The organism is Aureimonas sp. SA4125 (assembly GCF_019973775.1).
Classification (GTDB): Bacteria; Pseudomonadota; Alphaproteobacteria; order Rhizobiales; family Rhizobiaceae; genus Plantimonas.
The window spans coordinates 2,124,308-2,148,017 of sequence record NZ_AP025032.1; the positions used below are offsets into that span (position 1 = coordinate 2,124,308).

The window sequence follows — 23,710 nt, forward strand, 5'->3', positions numbered from 1 at the left end:
CCGCGCGCCGCACGCCTCGGCCGCCGCGACGCCCGGCATCGAGGATGGCGTTCGAGGGCTGCAGATGGTCGCGGCGGCCCCTCGGTCGAACGGGCAATGGACGACATTATAGCGGCGGAGCGACGTAGCCTGATCCGGATACTCCCGGTGAAAATACATCAATTCCGTCTTGCAAGTCTCTGGTGTCAGAGGCGAAATCCGGTTTCCGCATGGAAGACGTGGATCTCGCCCGGCTTCGGCGTGACGAAGGCCGTGTCGCCTGGCGCGTGACGGGCACGGCCGTGCAGGGCGATGATGGCGGATTGACCGGCCAGACGGCCGTAGAGATGCGACTCGGCGCCCGTCGGCTCGACGAGATCGACGGTAAAGGGCAGGCCCGTCGCCGCGCTTTGTGCGGTGACGAGGTCGGCGTGCTCGGGCCGGATGCCGCAGACGACCGACGTGCCCGACGCCGCATCGATGTCGGGAGCGAGAGCGAGCCGGGTCTCGCCGATCTGGATGAAGGCCGCGCCATCCTCGCGCAGCAGCGTGCCGGGCAGGAGGTTCATCGCCGGCGAACCGATGAAGGTCGCCACGAACAGATTGGTCGGGCGGTCGTAGACATCCAGGGGCGCGCCGGCCTGCTCGATGCGTCCGCCGTTCATGATGACGATGCGGTCCGACATCGTCATCGCCTCTATCTGATCGTGGGTGACGTAGATCGACGTCGTGCCAAGGCGTTTCTGCAGCGACTTGATCTCTACGCGCATCTGCACTCTGAGCTTGGCGTCGAGATTTGAGAGCGGCTCGTCGAACAGGAAGACCTGCGGCTGCCGGACGATCGCCCGGCCCATCGCCACGCGCTGGCGCTGTCCACCGGAGAGGGCACGCGGCAGGCGGTCGAGATAGGGACCGAGGCCGAGCAGATCGGCGGCCGCCTCCACCGCCTTGCGCGTCTCGAGCTTGGAGACCTTCCTGAGGCGCAGCGAGAAGCCCATGTTGTCGGCGACGGTCAGATGCGGGTAAAGCGCGTAGTTCTGGAAAACCATGGCGATGTCGCGATCCTTTGGCGCGACATCGTTGATCACGCGGTCGCCGAGCGAGACCGTGCCGCTGTCGATCTCCTCTAAGCCGGCGATCATCCTGAGCAGCGTGGACTTGCCGCAGCCGGAGGCGCCGATCAGCGAGACGAACTCGCCGTCGGCAATCGACAGGCTGACGCCGTGGATCACCTTCTGGGTGCCATAGGCCTTGCGCACGTCCCGAATTTGAACCGTCGCCATGGATATCCTCCGCTTCTAGTCTGCGTCCGACGCTCTCGCGGCGGACGGTGGCCCTGTTCAGGCGAGGACGACGACCTTCGAGAGATGGCGCGGCGCTTCGGTGTCGGCCCCGCGCATCTCGGCGACGCGCTCGCCGAAGATCTGCAAGGCCGGGAGGGCGGCAAGCGCGCGGTCCTCGTTACCCCCGGGCACATCGAGCGAGAGATCGCCGGGGCCCCCGAAGGCGAGGACGAACGCGCCCTTGTCGCGGACGTCCCGGATTACCCCGGCCTCTTCCTCTGCGGTGTCGGCGTTGTAGACGATGACGACGAAGGTTTTGTCGTCGACGAGGCTGATCGGGCCGTGGCGGTATTCCATCGGGTGGAAGGATTGCGAATAGCTGAGGCTCATCTCCTGCAGCTTCAGCGCGCCCTCGGTGGCAAGACCGTAGAGGACGCCGGAGCCGAGATAGACGAAGTGCGAGCGGCCCTGGATAATGCGGGAGATGTCGCGGTCGGCGGTCCGCATCAGTGTTTCCGCCTTGGCGGCGATGTCGGCATCGATGCTGACGCCTGCCATGCGCAGGCCAAGCAGCAGCATCAGGCTGGCCGATGACGTCATAACGATGCCCTCGCTCGGATGCGTCGGCGCGAAGACCACGGTCTCGGCCGCGCGGGCGATCGAGCTGTCCCCTTCGCAGGTGATGGCGATGGTTCTCAGTCCCGCCCTGCGGCTCGTCTCGACCGCCTGCACCGTCTCGCTGGACTCGCCGCTGCGCGACAGCGCGACCACGGTGATGTCGTCCTGTCCCGCCGCATAGCTCTCGCGGCGACGAGCCCATTCGGCCCCCGGCACCGCGATCGCCATCCAGCCGCGGCTATTGAACGCCGCCGCGATGCTCATTGCCAGATAGTAGGACGTGCCGCAGCCGACGATGACGTTCAGTCCGGCGCCGGGAGCCGGCAGCGTGATGTCGAGTGCCTCCCTCCAATAGGAGAACTGTTCGCGGATGACGCGTTCGGTGACGTTCATGAAATCGGTCCTTGAGGGGAAGTCTATTTGCCGGCACCGGCCATCAGGCCGGAGACGAGGTAGCGATTGAGGAAGAGAACGACGAGAACCGGCGGGATGATTGCCAGGATGCCGGCGGCGTTCATCAGCCCATAGTCGACGTAGTTGCGCGTCACGAATTCCGGGATCAGCACCGTCAGGGGTTTGGTCGCCAGTGTCGGCGAGAACACCAGCGGCACCATGAACTGGCCCCAGGCGCTGAGGAAGGTGAGGATCGAGGCGGCGATCAGCCCGGGCGCGGCCAGCGGAAGCAGGATCCGGATCAGCGTGTAGGTTCGCCCGGCACCATCGAGCCAGGCGGCTTCCTCCAGCGACAGCGGCAGCGACTGGTAGACGCTGCGCATCAACCAGAGTGCCAGCGGCAGGAAGGCCGAGACGTAGATCAGCGTGACGCCGAGATAGGTGTCGATCAGACCGAGCGCGATCATCAGCCGGTAGAGCGGGATCATCACGGTGTAGGCCGGGATGGCCAGCGTCGCGACGACGAGGATGAACAGCAGGTCGCGCCCGGGGAAGCGCAGCCGGACGAAGGCATAGCCGCCAAAGGCCGCGAGCACGATCGTCACCACGGTCGAGGCGAGCGAGGTAATCAGGCTGTTGAGAAAGGCGGCCGAAACCTGCGGCCAGATCGACTGCGTCTCATTGCCCTGCGAGCTGCTGGTCGCCCCGAAGAGCTTCGCGTAGTGCTCGAAGGTGACGTTCGGCGGCCAGAAATGCGGGTCGCGCGAGACAAGGTCGGCGGGTGTCGACAGGCTGGTGACCAGCGCCCAGTAGATGGGGCCGAGCGACCAGAAGAGCAGGACGAGGACGGCGACGGCGATGCCGATCTTGCCGGCGGTGCGGGAGAGGCTGCGCTGGCTCATCACTCGTACCGCGTTTCGCGGTAGACCCGCAGGACGTAGATCAGCGAGACCAGCAGCGAGGCGATCATCGCCAGCACCGACAGGGCCATGCCGAGGGAGAATTTCAGGTTTTGGAAGGCCGACATGTAGACCTGGATGATCACCGTGCGGGTGTCCAGACTGGTGCCGGCAAGGATCCAGGCCTCGTCGAACAGGTTGAAGGCAAAGACCGTCGACTGGCTGAGGGCGATGGCGATGCCGCCGGAGATGAGCGGCAGCGTCACCATGCGGAACGCCTTCACCGGCCCTGCGCCATCAAGCTTGGCCGCTTCGTAGAGTTCCCTCGGGATGCTCTGCAGCGCCGCGAGCAGGATGATCGCCGTCAGCGGCAGCATGCGCCAGACATGGACGAGCGCGATCAGAAACAGGGCCGTGGTTCGGTCATTGAACCAGACCTGGTTTGTCTCGATCAGCCCAAGCGACTGCAGCACGGCGTTCAGAAGGCCATAGCTCGGATTGTAGATCCACAGCCAGACCAGCGCGTTGACCACCGGCGGCAGGCACCAGGGCAGGACGAGGGCCGCGAGCAGCCAGCGTCGGCCGGTCCTGACCCGGTTGAGCAGCAGGGCGGCGCCGAGCCCGCCGACGGCCTGCAGCGCCACCGCGATGACGACGTAGATCAACGTGTTGAACCAAGCCTGGCGGACATTGAAGTCGCTGGCGAGCGCGGCGTAGTTGTCAAGGCCGATGAAGGGCGTTCCCGCCTTCATCGGATCGATCCGGTAGAGACTGTCGATGACCGTCGAGATCATCGGCAGGAAGACCAGCCCGCCCATGATCGCGATGATGGGGACGACGAAGGCAAGGCCGAGCCATGCCTCCCCGCCCAGCCGGCGAGGCCGTCGTTTCGACGGACTGGATGTCATGCTGTCCACCTCGCCGGCCCGTCCTACTCTTGGGCCGTCTTGGCGGCAGCGGCGATCTGCTCCACCGCCTCGGCGACGGTGATCTGCCCCTTGGCAGCCTGGTTCAGATAGGTCGCGACGGCGCTGGAGAACTCCGGGTACCAGCCAGGCGTGCCCTGGGCGAACAACGGCTCGACCGTGGCGGCCTGCTGCAGAAGGACGGTGCCGCTGGCGAGCTTGCCGTCGGCATTGAGCTTCTCCAGGACGCTGGTGCGGGTCGGCAGGTTGCCGAGCGTCGTGTAGCTCTGGATCTGGTCTCGGGCTTCAGCAGCCAGTCGATGAAGGCCAGACCCGCCTCCGGATCGGCGGCCGAGATAGGGATGCCGACGGCGCCCGGCAGGCCGAAGGTGCGTGACCGGCCGGAGGTCGAGGGCAGCAGTGCCGCCTCCACATGTTCGGCGACCTGCGACTTGGCCTTGTCAGAATAGACCGCGACGTTGCCAGCCCAGCCGGCGACATCGAAGGAGATGCGGCCGCTCTTGAACAGTTCCTGGATCTCGACGTCCTTCAGGCCGGTCGACGCGGGATCGATGAGGCCCGCCTTCAGCGCCTCGACCTCAAATTCCATCGCCTTGTAGCCGGCCGAATCCGGCGCCGTGAATTGCGGTGCGAAGGCGTCGTCGAAGAGCTCCCCGCCGAAGGCCTTGGTCAGGAGGTACCACGCGGTGGCACTGCCCTCGGTCGCCGACAGCGGCAGACCGATCGGGAAGTCGGCAATGCCCGCGGCCTTGATCGCCTTGGCCGCGGCGAGGAGGTCGTCGGGCGTCTTTGGCGCGTCCTTGATGCCGGCGCGGGTCAGGTGATCGCGGTTGAGGATCAGAATGCGGAAGTCGTTGTTGTAGGGCACGGCGAGCAGCTTGCCGTCGAACTGGAAGATCTTGGCCGTCGGCAGGTCGGCGAGGAGCGCGGCGTCGACCTTGTCGGCCAGCAGCGCGTACCAGCCGGCCGAGCCGAACTGCCCGACCCAGGACCAGTCGACCTCGGTGACGTTGGCCGGCGCCGTGCCGGCGACCATCGAGGTCACGATCTTGGTACGGATGTCGTCCCAGCCGAGCGTCTGGGTCTCGAGGCTGATCCCGGTTTCGGCGACGAACCGGTCGGTCATGTCTTTCGGCAACGTGCCCCAGGGCGGCAGCAGGACCGAGATCGCCTTGCCCGCCTGCGGCTGGGCATCCTGCCCGAAAGCGGGAAGGCCGAAGACGAGCGGCATGGCGGTCATGGCGGCGAGAAGCGAGCGTCGGTTCATGGCATTTCCCTTTGGCTACGGTTGCGGTGACGAGACGGGATGGTGGGCGAGGGAGGCGGAGAGGCGATCGATCCAGGCGTCGTTGACCGGCCAGCCGGCCCGCTCGGCCGCGCGCAGCAGCGCGCCGCCGACCGGGGAAAGGCGGGGCGGTACGGGGGCGATGCCGAGGTCGGCGGTAACGGCGGCCAGAAAGGTCGGGCTGGCGAAGACGCCGCCGGCATAGCTCCAGCGGAGCGGCTGGTCGGTGCCGACCATCCGCCAGGCAGCGCCGGCATGGTCGGACAGATGGGCGGCGGCGGCGTGGATCAGGCGGCTGGCGTCGGGATCGCAGGTTTCGCACAGCGCCGACACGATGCGGGCGAGCGAGGCGAAGCCGGCGCGCCGGTTTTCGAGGGCGGCGGCCCAGAACAGAAGGTCGTCCGGTCCGATCGCGAGATTGTCGAGAAGGGCAGCGGCAAAGGGCAGGGCGTCGCTGCGGCCGTCAAGGGCGCGCGTGGCAAGGCCCAGCGCCTCGCGGCCGATCCAGAAGGCGCTGCCCTCGTCGCCAAAGGCTTCGCCCCAGCCGCCAATGCGCACCTGGCGAGCGTCCGGCCCGCCGGCGCTCGCCCAGGCCATCGAGCCGGTGCCGGCGAGCAGCAGCACACCGCCCGCGCCGGCCAGCGCGCCGTCGAAGGCGATGCGCACGTCGTTTTCCACAAGCGCCTCGTCGCCCGCGAGGGCCGCGACGACGCTCTTCTGGTGGTCGCTCTGTGCCGCGATCTCGCCGAACGAGGAAAGGCCGAAGACCGCCGCCTCGATTTCTTGGGTCGGCGCGCGCGACGCGACCATCATGTCGCGCAGGAGTAGAGCCCAATCGGGATGGGCAGCCGGGTCCATGCTCGCCCCACGCTCCACCGAGACGATGTCGCCGCCCCTCGTGGCCAAAGCGAGAAGCGTCTTGCTGCCGCCGCCGTCGACGCCGAGGATCAGGCCCATCAGGTCTCCTCCTCGTCGGGAGCGGCGACCAGCGGCACGGCGACGACCGTCGTCGGGCATCCGAGGTCGCTCAGCCGGTGTCGCCAGTCCGGCGAGAGCGCCGCATTGGTCACCAGCGAGACGGCGGGCCCCAGCGCGGTGACGAAGTAGGTGAGGCGCTGGCCGAATTTCGAGGCGTCGGCCAGCAGCACGGTTTCAGCCGAGCGCGCCATCATCCGTTCGTTCAGCCGTGCTTCGTTCTCGTCGAGGCTGTAGAGCCGGCCGTCGTCGGCAATCGCGCCGGCGCCGAGGAAAAGCTGGTCGAACCAGAGCCGGTCGATCATCGCCTCTGCGGCGGCGCCGACCATCGAGGCGTTTTCGGATCGCAGTCGGCCGCCGATCACGGTCACGGCCAAGCCGGCAATCTCCATCAGCGTCTGGGCGACGACAAGTCCGTTGGTGAACACGGCGAGCGGCATCGGATCGAGGCGCAGCCGACGGGCGAGTTGCAGCACCGTGGTCCCGGCGTCGAGGAAGACCGTGCTGTGCGGCTTGATCCTGTCGAAGGCGGCATCGGCGATGGCACGCTTGGCGGCGATGTTTTCCTGCTCGCGCAGCGCGAACGCGACTTCGACGCCACTGCCGCGCGAAATCCGGGCGCCGCCATGGGTCCGGGCGATAATGCCTTCCGCCTCGAGCGCCAGCAGATCTCGCCGGATGGTCGCAGGGGAAGCGCCGACAGCCTCGGCGATGTCCTGCACCGAGCTGAAGCCATGCGAGTAGAGGTGCTGGCGAATGGCCGTCAGCCGGTCGTCCTTCATCGCTCGCGGGCCTCCATGCCGGGTGGACACATTCCGCCTGCTCCGGAATGCTGACCGGGAATCCGGCGCGAAAGGGAGCAGGCGCTTCTTCTTCATTGATGACCGGTCAAAAGATCATCGTCAATCAGAAATATGACCAACCTTGATCGTTTGATGCGACTGACATAGAGTTTTGCCAGGTTCACACGGCGCAACGGGAGACAGACGATGCTTGACGAACTGAAGGCTCTTCCGGGGCGGAGCGCCGGCGCCACGCGTTGCGGCATCGTTTCGATCTGCTCGGCGCATCCCTGGGTGATCGAGGCCACGCTGACCCACGCGCTCGCCCTGACAGGCCCCGTGCTGATCGAGGCGACCTGCAACCAGGTCAACCAGTTCGGCGGCTATACCGGCATGACGCCGGCGGACTTCCGTGGCTTCGTCGCGGGCATCGCCGACAAGGTCGGCTTTCCTGCGGGAAGGCTGATCTTCGGCGGTGATCATCTCGGCCCCAACCCCTGGCGCGACAAACCAGCCGAGGTGGCGCTACGCCATGCCGAGGTGATGGTCGCCGCCTATGTCGAGGCAGGGTTCGGCAAGATCCATCTCGACGCCAGCATGGGCTGCGCCGGGGAGCCGGAGGCTGTCGGCGACGCCGTCGCGGCAGAACGCGCCGCGCGCCTTGCGAAGGCCGCGGAAGCGGCGGTCGACCGGTCGGGCCAGGCCAGGCCGCTCTACGTCATCGGAACCGAGGTGCCGACGCCGGGCGGCGCCCTGGAAGCACTCGACCATGTCCTGCCGACAACCCCCGAGGCGGCGCTCCAGACGCACCGCATCCATGCCGAGGCCTTTGCCGCCCAAGGCCTCGACGACGCCTTCGGCCGCGTCGTCGGGCTGGTGGTGCAGCCCGGCGTCGAGTTCGGCGACGCCGACGTCGTGCACTATGCCCGTGCCCGCGCGGCCGCTCTCAGCGCTGCGCTGGCAAGGCTTCCGGGACTGACCTTCGAGGCACACTCCACCGACTATCAGAGCGGCGCGGAGCTCACCGCTCTCGTCGACGACGGCTTTCGGATCCTGAAGGTCGGTCCCTGGCTGACATTCGCCCTGCGCGAGGCGCTCTACGGGCTCGACGCCATCGCCCGCGATCTCGGCCTCGCCGGTTCAAAGGAAGGACTGAAGCCGGCGATGGAGCAGCTGATGCTGTCCGAGCCGGCCTCCTGGACGAGATACTATGCCGGCGACGACAGGACGCTGCAGGTGAAGCGACACTACAGCTTCAGCGACCGCATCCGCTATTACTGGCCGCACCCCGAGGCGCAGACGGCGGTGGCCGATCTTCTTGAAAAGCTGGAAGGCGTCAGCATTCCGCTCCCGCTGATCAGCCAGCATCTTGGCCGGATCGCCAACCGGTTCGAAACGCCGTCGGCGCCTGTCACGGCCAAGGCGCTGATCTTCGCCTCGATCGATCGTGTTCTCGACCTCTACGCGACTGCCGTTCGCGCCAGCTGACGCAGCGGTCTTCCAGCCGGTCATCGGGCCATCGCAAGATAAATGGTGGGCTGACGATACCAACGCCGCAGACGTCCGGCGAACCCCGAAGGGCCCGAGCTGAAATCACCCGGCAAGGGGATGGTGGGCGATGACAGGCTCGAACTGCCGACATCCTCGGTGTAAACGAGGCGCTCTACCAACTGAGCTAATCGCCCTTTCGGGGTGCGGGGTGGAGATAGGCGATCGGGGACCGGGAAGCAAGCTTTTCGGCAGCGCTCGATTGCTGGCCCGCGCTTTGCGATTGGCGAGGCCTCGCGCTGTTGCCCGCCCTCCCTGCGGATGTGCCGGGCAGAGGATCGACCGCCTACGCCGATCGAGAGCGCCACGGATGCCTTGGCCGCGATCCCGCCCGAGCCCGTGTGGCCTCAGATTTCGGCCTTGGCCCAACGGCCCCGTCATGATCTAGATCTGAACGCTGCTACTTTTCGCGGCAGATCCTGCTGAACGGCGCCTTTGCCGGCAACGGGTCGATTGCTCTCGAAGGCGCCGGATGCGGCAACGATCCCAGATTGGAATAGACATGCAAAAATCCGACGGACGCACTGGCAGCTGGGATGCCCAGCGGCTGCGCCTCGCGGTCAAGGCCGCCGGCGTCGCGTTGTGGTCGTGGAATGTCGACACCGACGAGCTGGAACTCGACGACCGTTCGATCGAACTCTGGGGTTTGCCCGATCGTCATGGCGTCACCTTCGAGGATCTGTCGGTGCATATCCATCCGGCCGATCGGGACAGGGTGCGGGCGGCGTTCGCGGCGACGCGCGCCATTGTCGGTCCATATGAGATCGATTTTCGCATCATGATCGGCGATGAACTCCGGTGGATCTCGGCCAGAGGGCAGGGGAGCGATGCCGACATTCTCGACCGGACCATGTTCGGCGTCTTTCTCGACGTCACCGGCCGCAAGCAGGCCGAGGAAGGCAACGAGTTGCTCGCCGGCGAGATGAGCCACCGCGTGAAGAATCTCCTCGCGATCGCCACGGGCCTCACCAACATCACGTCGCGGTCGACCGAGACGTCGGCCGAGATGGCGCGGGAACTGACGCAGAGGCTGACGGCGCTGGGTCGCGCGCATGACCTCGTTCGGCCCTTGCCGGGCAACCAGGGTTCCGCCGCTCTTCTCGGCGACCTTCTGAGCGTTCTTCTGGCGCCGTATGACGACCTCGGGGCGTTCAGCGGCCGGATCCGTGTTTCCGTCCCGCGGATGGGGGTCGGCGAGGCCGCCGCCAACACGCTGGCCCTCGTCGTTCACGAACTGGCGACGAACTCGGTGAAGCACGGCGCGCTGTCAGCCGATTCCGGAACCCTGGATGTCTCGTGCGATTCTCCAGGGGAAGACGTCGTCATCGTCTGGACGGAGCGGGGCGGTCCAACGACGGAAATCCAGGAATGCATGCGGGGCTATGGAAGAAAACTCATCGACCGCAGCGTCACGGGTCAACTGGGCGGTTCGATCACCTATGACTGGCAGCCCGAGGGGCTGGTTGTCACGCTGACGGTCCAGGCGAGTTCACTCGCCAAGTGACGCGAACGGGGATGTTCCCCGCCTGCTGACATCAACCGATCCGGCTTTTTAGGGCCAACACGCCACCCGCTCGCCGATCGCGGGCAGGGGTGTCTGCGCCATGGCTCCGCAGTTCATCCCGGTCTTGGTTACCAATTAGTTAGGACATTTTCGGCAATCATAGGCCGCGGCATGGAACGGGTATGCCGCGAGCCGATTGAGTGCTTCTGTCTGACGGAAACGGTAACGATGGTCGAAAAATCCTATCTTCCCGCAGCGATCGAGCGCACCGACCTCGATCGTCTCGGCGCCATCGATGAAAACGAGCTTCGGGAAATGGCCGAAGAATGTGCGCGCTGGCTCCGGTCCTGCCGCGAGTTTCGCCACTCCCTCGTGACACCCGCTGCCCGGACCGTGTGGGCAGCGCTTGGCCAGAGGGAGTTCGACGAAGTGGCGGCGATCCACGATCGACTGGAGTCGGAGGTGGCAAGGCGTGGGCAGCCCGTTTTGCGTCGATGCGCGCGCTCCCACTAGAGCATGATCCCGAAAGGTGGCTTCCGGCTTTCGGAAAGAGATCATGCGGAAACAAAGGACTAAAGCGGGACGGCGATTCGAAGAAAACCCATATCGCTTTAGAACAGGGGTGGCGACGGTCACCGCCGCGCGGCTCGCCGAGGCCCCAATGACCAAGTTCCCCCCATCACGCGGCCCGTTGATGCTGTAGGCGCTTCTGCCCTGGTGCGTCAGAAGTGAGCGGCGAGGTCTCGTCGCGCCAACAGGTCGGCAGGGATGTCATGGATCGCCCCGGCGCCGGCTTTCGGGAGCGTGCGAGCGCCGAAGCCGCGATTGCGGAGGGCAATCGTGTGAAGGCCGAATTGGCGACCGCTTGGACATCGTGGGGGCTGTCCCCGACGACGACGGCATCGGCGACGTCTGCACCGATCTTTCAAGCGCCGCCGCGATGATGTCGGGAACCGGCTTTTGCAATACGATCCGCGACGAGTCCTCAACTGCGGCGGCTCAGCCGGCTGACATCAAGCACGACGATACGGGCGCAAGCCGGATAACACTCGGATTCCCAAGACTTGACGCTGTGCCGCAGATCGACCCGCCTCGGCGCGGTTCAAGGCAGGGCAAGGAAGCCCAGCGGCCCGCGCTGACGCCGGTTCACAGATTGACCCGGGTGCCGAGTTCCACGACGCGGTTTGCCGGGATCTGGAAATAGTCGATGGCGTCGTAGGAATGGCGGGCCATCTTGATGTAGATGGCGCGCTGCCAGCGCGGCATGAGGCTGGCGCGCCCGGCCTTGATGGAGCGACGACCGACGAAGAAGGTCGTCGACATGATGTCGAACTTCACCCCTTCGCGCACATGAATCAGCGCCTTCAGGATGTTGGGCTCCTCGAGGAAGCCGTAACGCAGTTCCAGGATCCAGAAGCTGTCGTCGAGTTTCTGAAGCCTCGCCCGGCGGGCCTCCGCGACATAGGGCGAGGACATCGTCCGAACGGTCAGGATCACGTTGCGCTCGTGCAGGACGTGGTTGTGCTTGAGGTTATGGCGCAGGGCATCCGGCACGATCGTCGGTGCGCTCGTCATGAACATCGCCGTTCCCGAAACCCGGATGACCGATGAGCGCTTCATCGCCGCGGCGAAATGGACCATGGTTTCGCTGCCTTCGACCGCCTTGCGGGTCGCGATGCGCGTGCCCCGCATCCAGATCGCCATCAGCATCATGATGACGGCGGCGATGAGCAGAGGCAGCCAGCCGCCGTCTAGCAGTTTCAGGAGATTGGCGAGGAGGAAAGCGCTGTCGATCGCAAGGAACGGCAGCACCACCGCCAGCGCCAGGCCAAACCCCCATTTCCAGCCGCGCGCGAAGACGACGATCGCCATGAGGCTCGTGACGACCATCGTGCCGGTGACGGCGATTCCGTAGGCCGAGGCGAGGGCGGAAGACGAGCCGAAGGACAGGACGAGCGCGACGACGCCCGCCAGCATCAGCCAGTTGATCGTCGGCAGGTAGATCTGTCCGCGTTCAGACGCCGAGGTGTGCTCGATCTCGAGGCGGGGCAGGAGGCCGAGTTGGATCGCCTGCTGGGTCAGCGAGAAGGCGCCGGTGATGACCGCCTGGCCGGCGATGATCGTGGCGGCCGTGGCCAGCAGCACCAGCGGCAGACGCGCCCATTCCGGCGCCGACAGGAAGAACAGGTTCGGGATCGCCGCCGGCTCCGACAGGGCAAAGGCACCCTGGCCGAGATAGTTGAGGAGCAGTGCCGGCGCGACGATGGCAAGCCAGGCGTAGCGGATCGGCTTCTTGCCGAAATGCCCGAGGTCGGCATAGAGCGCCTCGGCCCCGGTGACGGCGAGGAAGACCGAGCCGAGGACGGTGAAACCGACGATACCGTGGCTGGTCATGAACCACAGCCCGTTGATCGGGTTGAGCGCGGCGAGAATCGCGGGATTGGCAATGAGATGCGTGATTCCGATGAGCGCCAGCGACGCGAACCACAGCGACATGATCGGGCCGAAGAAGCCTGCGACCCTCGATGTGCCGTAGGATTGAACGACATAGAGCGCGACGATCAGCGCCAGCGAGATCGGGATCACATAGGCCCCGAGGGCGGGAGAGATGACCTTCAGCCCCTCCACGGCGGAAAGAACCGAGATCGCCGGCGTCAGGATCGCGTCGCCGTAGAAAAGGGCGGCGCCGAGGGTGCCGAGAACGAGAATGGTGGTGCTGGGCTTCGACAGGGCGCGCTGCGTGAGCGCCATCAGCGCGAGCGCGCCTCCTTCGCCGTGATTGTCGGCGCGCAGGATCAGGACGACATATTTGATCGTGACGACGACGATCAGTGACCAGACCAGCAGCGAAACGACGCCGACGATTTCCTGCGTCGACGGTGCGCCGCCGACATGGAGGAGCGATTCCTTCATCGCGTAGAGCGGGCTGGTACCGATGTCGCCGTAGACAATGCCGACGCTGCCGAGAATGAGGACCGGCAGGCTGCGCTTGGGGTGATGCGGCTCGGCGATGTCGGCAAGCGCGGCGTCCGACTCGGCGGTGCTGTCGAAGGTCATGCGGCGACGGCTTTCTCAAACGGCAGCGGAGTGTGGATATAGGTCACGGCGCCCCGCGTCATGAAGGTGCTGCCATCGCCGAAAGGGAGGTGAAGCGCCGGTGCCTCCCTTTTTGTGCATTGCGAAGTAACAGAATTCGCCTTCGCCGCAAACCGGGCGTCTCGTTGCCGAATCTGCCCGGCTAGAGTCTCGGGCGATTTATCGAGATCGCCCGAGACTCTAGGTCTTTGCTTGCCGCGCCGGATGCTGCGAAAAACCGGATTCCACTTTTTCGCCCGGCGCTTTAATCGTTGCGAGATGCATCGACGGAATGCTGCCCTGCCGACGCATCCCGGCACTCCACTAAAGGACCGGTCAGCAATCGTCCTTGCTGCATTCCGTTCCATTCCCGGCCCGTTCGATTAATCGCCGGCCCTCTTCGCATTTGCCGATATCGCGCTTGACAGGGCAGGGGTCGTCTCGTAGATCAGCGCCACAAGCCGCCGCAAGCGGCCTGGAGCGCGGGTGTAGCTCAGTTGGTTAGAGTGCCGGCCTGTCACGCCGGAGGTCGCGGGTTCGAGCCCCGTCACTCGCGCCAGTCTACTTCCATTGTCGTATCAGGCAATGGAAGTAGACTGAAGCTCCTGAACTTTGACAAGTTCGTTCTTGCGACATTTAAGTTTCATGCAGCGGCACTACCGGACAGATTGTCCGGCAGTGTCGCTGCATGTGTTGATCTCTTGTTGTCATGCGGCTTGAACGGGGCAAGGCTTTGGCCCCGGCGGGGGCAAGGCTTCGACTCATGCAGACCATCCCCGACCCGCGCGCGGTGACACGGTGACACGGTGCCGTCGTGACGATGTCGACGAAGGCGAGGCGCTCGGCGGCCGAGCGTGTCTCAACTCTGCGACAACGGCTGAATTCCCGGCAGCCGCGACCGTGAGGGATGCTTGCGCTCTCGGATTGAAGGGTCTAGTTCTCGCCGCATTGCAAGAGACGGTCGGTGCGACCCGATTTCGCATCGAATTCGGTGTGGTGGACGCCTATTTGTCCCCTTGCCGACGACGTCATTCTGCCCGGTTGTCCTACCGCCAGCGCGGTCGGAGCCGCTGCCGCCGCATCATTGGGATCGCCGATGCCCACACTTCTCGCTTCCTATCTGCCGATCGTCATTTTCGTCGGCGTAGCACTGTTCATCGGCCTGGCGCTCCTGGTCTCCCCGTTTCTGGTGGCCTTCCGCGCGCCGGACGACGAGAAGATGTCGGCCTATGAGTGCGGCTTCGAGGCCTTCGATGATTCGCGCATGAAGTTCGACGTGCGCTTTTACCTCGTGTCGATCCTCTTCATCATCTTCGACCTCGAGGTCGCCTTCCTGTTTCCGTGGGCCGCCTCGTTTGGCGCTGTCGGCTGGTTCGGCTTCTGGTCGATGATGGTGTTCCTGGGCGTTTTGACAATCGGCTTCATCTACGAGTGGAAGAAAGGCGCCCTCGAATGGGACTGACCGATAGAGAGACCTTCCTGCGCGCCGCCTCGGTGGAAGCCGGCAGCCGCTCCAGCGCGCTGCAGGTGCCGCGCGCGCCCGATCCGTTCCTGACCGACATCAATGACGAGCTGGCCGACAAGGGCTTCCTCGTCACCTCGACCGACGATCTCATCCAGTGGGCCCGGACGGGATCGCTGATGTGGATGACCTTCGGCCTGGCCTGCTGCGCCGTCGAGATGATGCAGATGTCGATGCCGCGCTACGACGCCGAACGTTTCGGTTTCGCGCCGCGCGCTTCACCGCGCCAGTCGGACGTCATGATCGTCGCCGGCACGCTGACCAACAAGATGGCCCCGGCGCTGCGCAAGGTCTATGATCAGATGCCCGAGCCCCGCTACGTCATCTCGATGGGCTCATGCGCCAATGGCGGCGGCTACTATCACTATTCCTATTCGGTGGTGCGCGGCTGCGACCGGGTCGTCCCCGTCGACATCTACGTCCCGGGCTGCCCGCCGACGGCCGAGGCACTTCTCTATGGCGTTCTGCTGCTGCAGAAGAAGATCCGCCGCACCGGAACGATCGAGCGCTAGTCGCTGCATCATGAGACAAGGGGCTTCGCGCGTCCGATGAACGAATTTGCCGATAACATCAGCGACCTGCTCGGCGACAAGCTCGGCGAATCGATCACGGCCTTCGGGGAACTGACGATCATCGTCGACGCCTCGGACATCATCGAGACGCTGACCCTGCTGCGTGACGCGCCAGGTCAGGAGTTCGTCGCTCTCGTCGACATCTGCGGCGCCGACTATCCCGCCCGCGCAGACCGTTTCGAGGTGGTCTACCACCTTCTCTCGCCGCGCCAGAACAAGCGGATCCGGGTCAAAGTCCGCACGAGCGAGGACAATCCGGTGCCGTCGGCGACGGCGGTCTATGTCGGTGCCGACTGGTTCGAGCGCGAGGCCTACGACCTGTACGGCATCCTCTTCACCGGCCATCCCGATCTTCGCCGCATCCTCACCGACTACGGCTTCGAGGGCCATCCGCTGCGCAAGGACTTTCCGCTCACCGGCTTCGTCGAGGTGCACTACGACGAGGCGCTGAAGCAGGTGATCTACGAGCCGGTGGCGCTGCGCCAGGAGTTCCGTAACTTCGACTTCCTGTCGCCATGGGAAGGCACCGACTACGTGCTGCCGGGCGACGAGAAGGCAAAGCTGAGCTGAGGGTCGACATGAGCGGAGCGGGTTCCAGTCTTTCCGGCGGCTGTCTCTGCGGCAGCGTTCGTTTTACGGCAACGGTTGCCGCCCACGAATTCGCCGCCTGTCACTGCAGCATTTGTCGCCGCTGGTCGGGTGGCGTCTTTCTCGCCGTCGACTGCGCGAGCCTGACGATCGAGAACGACGAAGGGCTCGGCATCTACCGCTCTTCCGACTACGGCGAACGCGGTTTCTGCAAGACCTGCGGCTCCAACCTGATCTGGCGGATGCAGGACGGCAGTGCCGCGGTCGTGTCTTTCCAAGCGCTCGACGAGCCCTCCGGCTTCACCTTTGCCAGTGAGATATTCGTCGACGAAAAGCCTGACGTCTACGCCTTCGCCAATCCGACGAAGAAGATGACGGGCGCAGAATTCATCGCGGCCTTTGCCGGCGAGGGAACGTAACATGGCTGAAATCGACGTCCGCAACTTCAACATCAATTTCGGCCCGCAGCACCCGGCGGCGCATGGCGTGCTGCGGCTGGTGCTGGAGCTCGACGGCGAAGTCGTCGAGCGCGTCGATCCGCATATCGGCCTCCTGCACCGCGGCACCGAGAAGCTGATCGAGGCAAAGACCTACCTGCAGGCGATCCCCTATTTCGACCGGCTCGACTATGTCGCACCGATGAACCAGGAGCATGCCTTCTGCCTCGCCATCGAGCGGCTGACGGAAGTGTCTGTGCCGAAGCGCGCGCAGCTGATCCGCGTGCTGTATTCCGAGATCGGTCGCATCCTCTCGCATCTTCTCAACGTCACCACGCAGGCCATGGACGTCGGCGCCCTGACGCCGCCTCTCTGGGGCTTCGAGGAGCGCGAGAAGCTGATGGTGTTCTACGAGCGCGCCTCCGGCTCGCGCATGCACGCCGCCTACTTCCGCCCCGGCGGGGTCCATCAGGATCTGCCGCAGAAGCTCGTCGACGACATCGGCGCCTGGTGCGACCCGTTCCTGAAGGTCTGCGACGACATCGAGGGGCTTCTCACCGAGAATCGCATCTTCAAGCAGCGCAATGTCGATATCGGCGTGATCGGCATCGACGACTGCTGGGCCATGGGCTTTTCCGGCGTGATGGTGCGCGGTTCGGGCGCCGCCTGGGACCTGCGCAAGTCGCAGCCCTACGAGTGCTATGACGAGATGGAATTCGACATTCCGATCGGCAAGAACGGCGACTGCTACGATCGCTACCTCATCCGCATGGTCGAGATGCGCGAATCGGCAAAGATCATGAAGCAGTGCGTCGAGCGCCTGTCGGGCACCGAGCGCACCGGCCCGATCGCGGCGACGGAGGGCAAGATCGTGCCGCCCAAGCGCGCCCAGATGAAGCGCTCGATGGAAGCGCTGATCCATCACTTCAAGCTCTATACCGAAGGCTTTCACGTTCCTGCCGGGGAAGTGTATGCGGCGGTCGAGGCGCCGAAGGGCGAGTTCGGCGTCTATCTCGTCGCGGACGGCACAAACAAGCCGCATCGCTGCAAGATCAAGGCACCGGGCTTTGCCCATCTCCAGGCCATGGATTTCATGTGCCGCAAGCACATGCTGGCCGACGTCTCGGCCATCCTCGGCTCGCTCGACATCGTGTTCGGCGAGGTGGACCGCTAGGATCGATGGCGGGGATCGGGACGTGCTAGGATGACGCCATGATTCCGAAGCCCGCCAGATCCGAAAAAATGACCGCCGACGCCTTCTACACCTGGGCCGAGAGCTGGGGTGAGGGCGAGCGCTACGAGCTCGTGGAGGGGCTGGCCTACCGGCTGCAGTGCGAGCGGGTGAGTCACGCGGAGACCAAGGCGGCGGTATGGCTGGCGCTTCGCAACGCCATCGCCGGCGCCCAGCTGGACTGCCGCGCGTTTCCGGACGGAGTCAGCGTCAGGATAAGCGACCACAATGTGCGCGATCCCGACGTGGTCGTCCAGTGCGGACACTATGACAGCAATTCCCTGTTCGCTCCCAACCCGGTCGTCGTCGTCGAGGTGATCTCGCCGTCGAGCGTCAAGACGGATGTCGACCGAAAGCTGATCGACTATTTCTCGGTCATGTCGATTCTCCACTACATGATCGTCTACGGCGATGACGGGCGGATCGTTCACCACTTTCGATCGAGCGCCGGAGCCACGATCGAGACCCGCATCCTGGGGCGCGAGGCGATCATCGAACTGTCGCCCCCGGGACTTGTCGTGGCGGCAGCCGACTTCTTCGTCGACCCGGCGCCCGAGGATGCTTCGGCTCCTTGACCCTGCGGCTTTCGGCCACTGGCCTTTTGCCGATCCTATGTTAGAACGCGGCGCAGCAATGCGATTTAGAAACAAACCAGAGAAGCCGAGGTCCGATGTCCGTCAGACGTCTCGCGGAAGATAGCGTCCAGCCCGCCGGCTTTGCCTTTTCGGCCGACAATGCCAACTGGGCCGAGAGCACCATCCAGAAATATCCGGAAGGCCGTCAGCAGTCGGCCGTCATTCCCTTGCTGATGCGCGCGCAGGAACAGGACGGCTGGGTCACCAAGGCCGCCATCGAGCATGTCGCCGGCATGCTGAAGATGCCGCTGATCCGCGTTCTGGAAGTCGCAACCTTCTACACCCAGTTCCAGCTGAAGCCGATCGGTACCCGAGCCCACATCCAGGTCTGCGGGACAACTCCCTGCATGCTGCGCGGCTCGGACGAACTGATCCGGGTCTGCAAGTCGAAGATCCATGCCGAGCAGTTCCATCCGAACGCCTCCGGCACGTTGTCCTGGGAAGAGGTCGAGTGCCTCGGGGCCTGCGTCAACGCGCCGATGATCATGGTCTTCAAGGACACCTACGAGGATTTGACGCCCGAGCGTCTGGAAGCCATCATCGACGGTTTCGAAAGCGGCGAGGCGATCCCTGTCGGCCCGCAGATCGACCGGCAGCTGTCGGCGCCGGAGGGTGGACCGACGACGCTGCTGGAAGAGAAGGCCTCGCCCCCTGCCGAGGGCGGCCCCGCAGCAGGGGCAGCGCCGCAGGGCCCCGGCGCCGGTGGGAGCGTCGAGGGCGAGGAGTCCAATGCGGGCCGTCCACGCACGGGCGCTGCCGAGACCGATCCGAGCCTCGTCGGCATGAGCAAGGGCACAGGCGGCACTGCCGGCCAGCAAACAGAAACCGCCATCGACCCGTCCGCTGGTGCCAGCCGTCCGCATGCCGGCTCGACCGGCGGCGAAGTCGACGGGCCGACGGGCGCTGGCGGCAAGGAATCGGGTGGCGAAAGCGCCGCGCGGACCTCGCCCGATGGCGACGAAGTTCGGCGCGACGGCAGGCTGCAGAGCCAGGAGCGGGCGGCCGAGGCGGCCGTCGTGCCGGATGTTCGGCGGCCGGGTTCCGAGGCTGTGACGGCTTCCCCGCCGGCCGCAGGCGATGGGCCGGCAGAGGCCAACCGCGTCAGCGACGACGTGCTGCCGGGACCCGCCGCCACCGACCACTTCGAGGCGAAAGACGACGCGGGGCAAGCCGCGGGCTCTGCCGGCTCGACGCTGGAAGGCGACGGCCCGCAGCAGGCGGGCGAAAAGCCCGGCGGTCTCCTGGCGCTTGCCGACGGACAGAAGGACGACCTCAAGGTCATCCGCGGCATCGGCCCCGTGATCGAGAGCAAGTTGAACGACCTCGGCGTCTTTCACTTCCGCCAGATCGCCGCCTGGACGCCGATGAACCTGGTCTGGATCGACAATTTCCTGAACTTCCGCGGACGCGCCATCCGGGAGAACTGGATCCGGCAGGCGGGACTGCTCGTCGCCCGGGCGGAGACAAAGTGATGCGGACGCAGAGACGGACCAGGAGGATCTAGATGCTTCAGGACAAGGACCGCATCTTCACCAATATCTACGGCCTGAAGGACAAGAGCCTGAAGGGCGCGATGAGTCGCGGCCATTTCGACGGCACCGGCGAGATCATCGCCAAGGGCCGCGATTGGATCATCAACGAGATGAAGGCTTCGGGCCTGCGCGGACGCGGCGGCGCGGGCTTTCCGACCGGCCTGAAATGGTCCTTCATGCCGAAGGAGTCGGACGGACGTCCGCACTACCTCGTCGTCAATGCCGACGAATCCGAGCCCGGGACCTGCAAGGACCGGGACATCATGCGCAACGATCCGTTCACGCTGATCGAGGGCTGCGTCATCGCCGGTTTCTCGATGGGCGCGCATGTCTGCTACATCTACGTCCGGGGCGAATACGTCCGCGAGCGCGAGGCCCTGCAGCTCGCCATCGACGAGTGCTACGAGGCCGGCCTTCTCGGCAAGAACAACAAGTGCGGCTGGGACTACGACATCTACGTCCACCACGGCGCCGGTGCCTATATCTGCGGCGAGGAGACGGCGCTTCTCGAAAGCCTCGAGGGCAAGAAGGGCCAGCCGCGGCTGAAGCCGCCCTTTCCGGCGAATGTCGGCCTCTACGGCTGCCCGACCACCGTCAACAACGTCGAGTCGATCGCCGTCGCGCCGACCATTCTGCGCCGTGGCGGCGCCTGGTTCGGCGCCCTCGGCCGGGCCAACAACACCGGCACGAAGCTGTTCTGCATCTCCGGCCATGTGAACCGTCCCTGCACGGTCGAGGAGGAGATGGGCATCACCTTTCGCGAGCTGATCGAGACGCATTGCGGCGGCATCCGGGGCGGTTGGGACAACCTTCTGGCCGTCATTCCCGGTGGCTCCTCGGTGCCGCTGGTGCCGGCTGCCGACATCATCGACTGCAAGATGGACTTCGACGGTCTGCGTGAGATCAAGACCTCGCTCGGCACCGCCGCCGTCATCGTCATGGACAAGTCGACCGACATCGTCCGCGCCATCGCCCGGCTCAGCTACTTCTACAAGCACGAGAGCTGCGGCCAGTGCACGCCGTGCCGCGAGGGCACCGGCTGGATGTGGCGGCTGATGGAACGCATGGTCGTCGGCAATGCCGAAAAGCGCGAGATCGACATGCTCCTCGACATCACCAAGCAGGTCGAGGGTCATACCATCTGCGCGCTCGGCGATGCGGCGGCCTGGCCGATCCAGGGCCTGATGCGCCATTTCCGTGCCGAGGTGGAGCGGCGGATCGACGAGTTCTCGGCCAACAAGGTGCCCGCGCCGAATCGTCCCGTGATGCTGCAGGCGGCGGAGTAGGGCATGACCGAGATCATCGGCAAGGCCGACGTCCTGACGGTGCAGAAGGCCGACATTTCGAGCTCGCTGTTTTCCGATGCCGACATGTCGGAGACGCGCTTCGAGAACGTCGACCTCTCCGGGGCGGAAATCTCGAACGCCGATCTGGCGGAGATCGTCTTCACCGATGTGGACATGACCGAGGCGCGCTTCACCAACGCCAACCTCACCGACGCGGTGTTCGAGAACGTCAAGGTCGAGGGCATGACGATCAACGGCATCGACATCGCGGCGCTGCTGGCGGCTCACGCCGCGGCAAAGTCCAAGGCATAGGACAAGTGACCAGAGAGGGAGGTGCCATTGTGAGCGACGTACCCGGCAATCTGGTCCTCGCAATGTTGCGTCGGATGGACACCAAGCTGGATCGCGGTTTGGAAGAGCTTCACGACGTCAAAGTACGGCTGACTGCCGTGGAAGAGAATTTGGCTGGCGTTCACCGTCGGATCGATCGGCTGGACGAGCGGATCCAGCGGATCGAGCGGCGTCCTGAACTGACAGACGCGACACATTGAGAAGAAGCTGATGGCCAAACTTAAAGTCGACGGCACCGAGATCGAAGTTCCCGACCACTTCACGCTGCTGCAGGCGGCGGAAGAGGCGGGCGTCGAGATTCCGCGCTTCTGCTTCCACGACCGCCTGTCGATCGCCGGCAACTGCCGCATGTGCCTCGTCGAGGTGAAGGGCGGACCGCCGAAGCCGACGGCGTCCTGCGCCATGAACGTGCGCGACCTCAGGCCAGGCCCGAACGGCGAGGCGCCGGAGATCTTCACCAACACGCCGATGGTGAAGAAGGCCCGCGAGGGCGTGATGGAATTCCTCTTGATCAACCATCCGCTCGATTGCCCGATCTGCGACCAGGGCGGCGAGTGCGACCTGCAGGACCAGGCCATGGCCTTCGGCGTCGACTCCTCGCGGTACCGCGAGAACAAGCGCGCCGTCGAGGACAAGTACATCGGCCCGTTGGTCAAGACGATCATGACGCGCTGCATCCATTGCACCCGTTGTGTCCGCTTCACGACCGAGATCGCCGGCATTTCCGAGCTCGGCCTGATCGGTCGCGGCGAGGACGCGGAGATCACCACCTATCTCGAAAAGGCGATGAGCAGCGAGCTTCAGGGCAATGTCATCGACCTCTGCCCGGTCGGCGCGCTGACTTCGCGCCCCTATGCCTTCCAGGCGCGGCCTTGGGAGCTGTCGAAGACCGAGACGGTCGACGTCATGGACGCCGTCGGCTCGGCTATCCGCGTCGACACGCGCGGCCGCGAGGTCATGCGCATTCTCCCGCGGATCAACGAGTCTATCAACGAGGAGTGGATCTCCGACAAGACCCGCTTCGTCTGGGACGGTCTGCGCACGCAGCGCCTCGACAAGCCCTATGTCCGCCGCGACGGCCGCCTGCAGCCGGCTTCCTGGCCGGAGGCCTTTGCGGCCATCAAGGCGAAGGTTGACGCCTCGGCCGTCGGCAAAATTGGCGCGATTGCCGGCGATCTCGCCGCGGTCGAGGACATGTGGGCATTGAAGCGGTTGATGGAGGGCCTCGGCTCCGCCAATCTCGACTGCCGCCAGGACGGCGCCAAGCTCGATCCGGCGGACGGCCGGGCGTCCTACCTCTTCAACACGACCATCGCCGGGATCGAGGATGCCGACGCGCTCCTCATCATTGGCGCCAATCCGCGCTTCGAGGCGTCCGTCCTCAACGCGCGCATCCGCAAGCGCTGGCGGCTCGGCGGATTTCCGATCGGCGTCATCGGCGAGAACACCGACCTGCGCTACGACGCGGTCTATCTGGGGGCCGGCACCGATACGCTGTCCAGCATCGACGGCGCCAGCCACGAATTCTATGAGGCGCTGAAGGCAGCCGCCAGGCCGATGGTCATTGTCGGGCAGGGCGCTTTGTCCGGTCCCAATGGTGCGGCCGTGCTCGCCTCCGTCGCCGCTTTGGCGCGTGAGATCGGCGCGATCAGCGAGGGCTGGAACGGCTTCAACGTGCTGCACAACGCCGCCTCGCGCGTCGGCGGCCTCGACATCGGCTTCGTGCCGGGCGAGGGCGGCCAGACCGCGGCCGAGATGGCGACCGGCGGTGTCGACCTCCTGTTCAACCTCGGCGCCGACGAGATCGACATCGCGGCTGGGCCCTTCGTCGTCTACACCGGCACGCATGGCGACAAGGGCGCGCACCGCGCCGACGTCATCCTGCCCGCTGCGGCCTATACCGAGAAGTCCGGGACCTGGGTCAATGTCGAGGGCAGGGCACAGACCGGCAGCCGCGCCGCCTTCCCGCCGGGCGATGCCCGCGAGGACTGGGCCATCTTCCGCGCTTTGTCTGCCGTCCTCGGCAAGCCCTTGCCCTTCGACTCGCTTGCCGCGCTGCGGCAGGAGATGTACCAGTCCCACGCGCATTTCCGTTCGAACGCCGTCACCGTCGCCGATTCCTCCGTCATCACGGCGCTGGCAGACCGTGCAGGCGCGTTGACCGGCGGCGCCTTTGCCTCCGGCATCGGCGACTTCTACCTGACGAACCCGATCGCGCGGGCATCGAAGGTGATGGCGGAATGCTCGCGGCTGGCCCAGGCCGACCAACTCGAAGCAGCGGAATAGGAA

21 protein-coding genes, 2 tRNA genes and 1 pseudogene are annotated in these 23,710 nt (G+C 65.4%); 15 read left to right on the forward strand and 9 right to left on the reverse strand.

Annotation, left to right across the window (positions count from 1 at the left end):
* Window positions 1-185: 185 nt before the first annotated feature.
* The 7 genes from ugpC to Sa4125_RS09865 form a co-directional block, all read right to left on the reverse strand.
* Window positions 186-1,262, reverse strand: a complete 1,077-nt coding sequence (ugpC, locus tag Sa4125_RS09835) for a sn-glycerol-3-phosphate ABC transporter ATP-binding protein UgpC (RefSeq protein ID WP_224006538.1) — start codon at window positions 1,260-1,262, stop codon at window positions 186-188.
* Between the two features lie 57 nt (window positions 1,263-1,319).
* On the reverse strand, window positions 1,320-2,273 hold the full coding sequence (locus Sa4125_RS09840) for an SIS domain-containing protein (RefSeq protein WP_224006541.1): 954 nt from the start codon (window positions 2,271-2,273) through the stop codon (window positions 1,320-1,322).
* Between the two features lie 23 nt (window positions 2,274-2,296).
* Window positions 2,297-3,175, reverse strand: a complete 879-nt coding sequence (locus Sa4125_RS09845) for a carbohydrate ABC transporter permease (RefSeq protein WP_224006544.1) — start codon at window positions 3,173-3,175, stop codon at window positions 2,297-2,299.
* Window positions 3,175-4,080: a sugar ABC transporter permease gene (locus Sa4125_RS09850; RefSeq protein ID WP_224006548.1), complete on the reverse strand. Its 906-nt coding sequence runs from the start codon at window positions 4,078-4,080 to the stop codon at window positions 3,175-3,177. Before Sa4125_RS09850 ends, Sa4125_RS09845 begins: the two co-directional genes overlap by 1 nt.
* A 103-nt stretch (window positions 4,081-4,183) precedes the next feature.
* Window positions 4,184-5,365 (reverse strand): extracellular solute-binding protein, encoded by a 1,182-nt coding sequence (locus tag Sa4125_RS09855; protein ID WP_224006550.1) that lies wholly within the window; start codon window positions 5,363-5,365, stop codon window positions 4,184-4,186.
* Between the two features lie 15 nt (window positions 5,366-5,380).
* A complete protein-coding gene (locus Sa4125_RS09860; RefSeq protein WP_224006552.1) occupies window positions 5,381-6,340 on the reverse strand; it encodes a BadF/BadG/BcrA/BcrD ATPase family protein in 960 nt (319 codons plus the stop codon).
* Window positions 6,340-7,140: a DeoR/GlpR family DNA-binding transcription regulator gene (locus tag Sa4125_RS09865; RefSeq protein ID WP_224006554.1), complete on the reverse strand. Its 801-nt coding sequence runs from the start codon at window positions 7,138-7,140 to the stop codon at window positions 6,340-6,342. The genes Sa4125_RS09860 and Sa4125_RS09865 overlap by 1 nt, the downstream gene beginning before the upstream one ends.
* A 207-nt stretch (window positions 7,141-7,347) precedes the next feature.
* Here Sa4125_RS09865 and Sa4125_RS09870 point away from each other — a divergent pair, with 207 nt between their 5' ends.
* The gene (locus tag Sa4125_RS09870; protein WP_224006556.1) at window positions 7,348-8,628 is read left to right on the forward strand and encodes a D-tagatose-bisphosphate aldolase, class II, non-catalytic subunit; all 1,281 of its coding nucleotides are present in this window, start codon (window positions 7,348-7,350) and stop codon (window positions 8,626-8,628) included.
* 121 nt (window positions 8,629-8,749) lie between these two features.
* On the opposite strand, the gene Sa4125_RS09875 is transcribed toward Sa4125_RS09870, so the two are convergent.
* Window positions 8,750-8,825 (reverse strand) — tRNA-Val (locus Sa4125_RS09875).
* Window positions 8,826-9,190: 365 nt separating this feature from the next.
* Here Sa4125_RS09875 and Sa4125_RS09880 point away from each other — a divergent pair.
* Both Sa4125_RS09880 and Sa4125_RS09885 read left to right on the forward strand, forming a co-directional pair.
* Window positions 9,191-10,192: a sensor histidine kinase gene (locus Sa4125_RS09880; protein WP_224006558.1), complete on the forward strand. Its 1,002-nt coding sequence runs from the start codon at window positions 9,191-9,193 to the stop codon at window positions 10,190-10,192.
* 228 nt (window positions 10,193-10,420) lie between these two features.
* A complete protein-coding gene (locus Sa4125_RS09885) occupies window positions 10,421-10,705 on the forward strand; it encodes a hypothetical protein (RefSeq protein ID WP_224006560.1) in 285 nt (94 codons plus the stop codon).
* A gap of 633 nt (window positions 10,706-11,338) precedes the next feature.
* Here Sa4125_RS09885 and Sa4125_RS09890 read toward each other — a convergent pair.
* Window positions 11,339-13,249 carry a potassium transporter Kup gene (locus tag Sa4125_RS09890; RefSeq protein ID WP_224006562.1) on the reverse strand — a complete coding sequence of 637 codons (1,911 nt, stop codon included), beginning with the start codon at window positions 13,247-13,249 and terminating at the stop codon, window positions 11,339-11,341.
* Window positions 13,250-13,749: 500 nt separating this feature from the next.
* On the opposite strand from Sa4125_RS09890, the gene Sa4125_RS09895 reads away from it, so the two are divergent.
* From Sa4125_RS09895 to nuoG, 12 genes and pseudogenes are all read left to right on the forward strand, one after another.
* Window positions 13,750-13,826 (forward strand) — tRNA-Asp (locus Sa4125_RS09895).
* A gap of 537 nt (window positions 13,827-14,363) precedes the next feature.
* Window positions 14,364-14,729 carry an NADH-quinone oxidoreductase subunit A gene (locus Sa4125_RS09900; RefSeq protein ID WP_224006565.1) on the forward strand — a complete coding sequence of 122 codons (366 nt, stop codon included), beginning with the start codon at window positions 14,364-14,366 and terminating at the stop codon, window positions 14,727-14,729.
* 95 nt (window positions 14,730-14,824) lie between these two features.
* Window positions 14,825-15,301: pseudogene (locus tag Sa4125_RS09905) on the forward strand (NADH-quinone oxidoreductase subunit B family protein); the annotation flags it as partial.
* Between the two features lie 36 nt (window positions 15,302-15,337).
* Window positions 15,338-15,931, forward strand: coding sequence for an NADH-quinone oxidoreductase subunit C (locus tag Sa4125_RS09910; RefSeq protein WP_224006569.1), 594 nt, complete (start codon window positions 15,338-15,340; stop codon window positions 15,929-15,931).
* Between the two features lie 8 nt (window positions 15,932-15,939).
* Entirely contained in the window at window positions 15,940-16,368 is a 429-nt protein-coding gene (locus Sa4125_RS09915) for a GFA family protein (protein WP_224006572.1), read from the forward strand.
* Window position 16,369: 1 nt separating this feature from the next.
* Entirely contained in the window at window positions 16,370-17,560 is a 1,191-nt protein-coding gene (locus tag Sa4125_RS09920) for an NADH-quinone oxidoreductase subunit D (RefSeq protein ID WP_224006575.1), read from the forward strand.
* Between the two features lie 38 nt (window positions 17,561-17,598).
* A complete protein-coding gene (locus Sa4125_RS09925) occupies window positions 17,599-18,192 on the forward strand; it encodes a Uma2 family endonuclease (protein WP_224006578.1) in 594 nt (197 codons plus the stop codon).
* A 95-nt stretch (window positions 18,193-18,287) separates the two neighbouring features.
* The gene (gene nuoE / locus Sa4125_RS09930) at window positions 18,288-19,724 is read left to right on the forward strand and encodes an NADH-quinone oxidoreductase subunit NuoE (RefSeq protein WP_224006581.1); all 1,437 of its coding nucleotides are present in this window, start codon (window positions 18,288-18,290) and stop codon (window positions 19,722-19,724) included.
* Between the two features lie 32 nt (window positions 19,725-19,756).
* Window positions 19,757-21,070 (forward strand): NADH-quinone oxidoreductase subunit NuoF, encoded by a 1,314-nt coding sequence (nuoF, locus tag Sa4125_RS09935; protein ID WP_224006585.1) that lies wholly within the window; start codon window positions 19,757-19,759, stop codon window positions 21,068-21,070.
* 3 nt (window positions 21,071-21,073) lie between these two features.
* The gene (locus tag Sa4125_RS09940; RefSeq protein ID WP_224006588.1) at window positions 21,074-21,382 is read left to right on the forward strand and encodes a pentapeptide repeat-containing protein; all 309 of its coding nucleotides are present in this window, start codon (window positions 21,074-21,076) and stop codon (window positions 21,380-21,382) included.
* A gap of 29 nt (window positions 21,383-21,411) precedes the next feature.
* Entirely contained in the window at window positions 21,412-21,621 is a 210-nt protein-coding gene (locus tag Sa4125_RS09945) for a hypothetical protein (RefSeq protein ID WP_224006591.1), read from the forward strand.
* Window positions 21,622-21,631: 10 nt separating this feature from the next.
* Window positions 21,632-23,707 carry an NADH-quinone oxidoreductase subunit NuoG gene (gene nuoG / locus Sa4125_RS09950; RefSeq protein ID WP_224006593.1) on the forward strand — a complete coding sequence of 692 codons (2,076 nt, stop codon included), beginning with the start codon at window positions 21,632-21,634 and terminating at the stop codon, window positions 23,705-23,707.
* The last annotated feature ends 3 nt before the right edge of the window (window positions 23,708-23,710 follow it).

Bases quoted from the DNA above. Each gene is read 5' to 3' on its own strand.
- nuoG (WP_224006593.1), top strand. From the start codon at position 21,632: ATGGCCAAACTTAAAGTCGACGGCACCGAGATCGAAGTTCCCGACCAC.
- Sa4125_RS09920 (WP_224006575.1), top strand. From the start codon at position 16,370: ATGGCTGAAATCGACGTCCGCAACTTCAACATCAATTTCGGCCCGCAG.
- Sa4125_RS09910 (WP_224006569.1), top strand. From the start codon at position 15,338: ATGAACGAATTTGCCGATAACATCAGCGACCTGCTCGGCGACAAGCTC.
- Sa4125_RS09880 (WP_224006558.1), top strand. From the start codon at position 9,191: ATGCAAAAATCCGACGGACGCACTGGCAGCTGGGATGCCCAGCGGCTG.
- Sa4125_RS09890 (WP_224006562.1), bottom strand. From the start codon at position 13,249: ATGACCTTCGACAGCACCGCCGAGTCGGACGCCGCGCTTGCCGACATC.
- Sa4125_RS09840 (WP_224006541.1), bottom strand. From the start codon at position 2,273: ATGAACGTCACCGAACGCGTCATCCGCGAACAGTTCTCCTATTGGAGG.
- nuoE (WP_224006581.1), top strand. From the start codon at position 18,288: ATGTCCGTCAGACGTCTCGCGGAAGATAGCGTCCAGCCCGCCGGCTTT.
- Sa4125_RS09850 (WP_224006548.1), bottom strand. From the start codon at position 4,080: ATGACATCCAGTCCGTCGAAACGACGGCCTCGCCGGCTGGGCGGGGAG.
- Sa4125_RS09860 (WP_224006552.1), bottom strand. From the start codon at position 6,340: ATGGGCCTGATCCTCGGCGTCGACGGCGGCGGCAGCAAGACGCTTCTC.
- Sa4125_RS09900 (WP_224006565.1), top strand. From the start codon at position 14,364: ATGCCCACACTTCTCGCTTCCTATCTGCCGATCGTCATTTTCGTCGGC.
- Sa4125_RS09865 (WP_224006554.1), bottom strand. From the start codon at position 7,140: ATGAAGGACGACCGGCTGACGGCCATTCGCCAGCACCTCTACTCGCAT.
- Sa4125_RS09940 (WP_224006588.1), top strand. From the start codon at position 21,074: ATGACCGAGATCATCGGCAAGGCCGACGTCCTGACGGTGCAGAAGGCC.
- Sa4125_RS09855 (WP_224006550.1), bottom strand. From the start codon at position 5,365: ATGAACCGACGCTCGCTTCTCGCCGCCATGACCGCCATGCCGCTCGTC.
- nuoF (WP_224006585.1), top strand. From the start codon at position 19,757: ATGCTTCAGGACAAGGACCGCATCTTCACCAATATCTACGGCCTGAAG.
- ugpC (WP_224006538.1), bottom strand. From the start codon at position 1,262: ATGGCGACGGTTCAAATTCGGGACGTGCGCAAGGCCTATGGCACCCAG.
- Sa4125_RS09845 (WP_224006544.1), bottom strand. From the start codon at position 3,175: ATGAGCCAGCGCAGCCTCTCCCGCACCGCCGGCAAGATCGGCATCGCC.
- Sa4125_RS09885 (WP_224006560.1), top strand. From the start codon at position 10,421: ATGGTCGAAAAATCCTATCTTCCCGCAGCGATCGAGCGCACCGACCTC.
- Sa4125_RS09870 (WP_224006556.1), top strand. From the start codon at position 7,348: ATGCTTGACGAACTGAAGGCTCTTCCGGGGCGGAGCGCCGGCGCCACG.
- Sa4125_RS09915 (WP_224006572.1), top strand. From the start codon at position 15,940: ATGAGCGGAGCGGGTTCCAGTCTTTCCGGCGGCTGTCTCTGCGGCAGC.
- Sa4125_RS09925 (WP_224006578.1), top strand. From the start codon at position 17,599: ATGATTCCGAAGCCCGCCAGATCCGAAAAAATGACCGCCGACGCCTTC.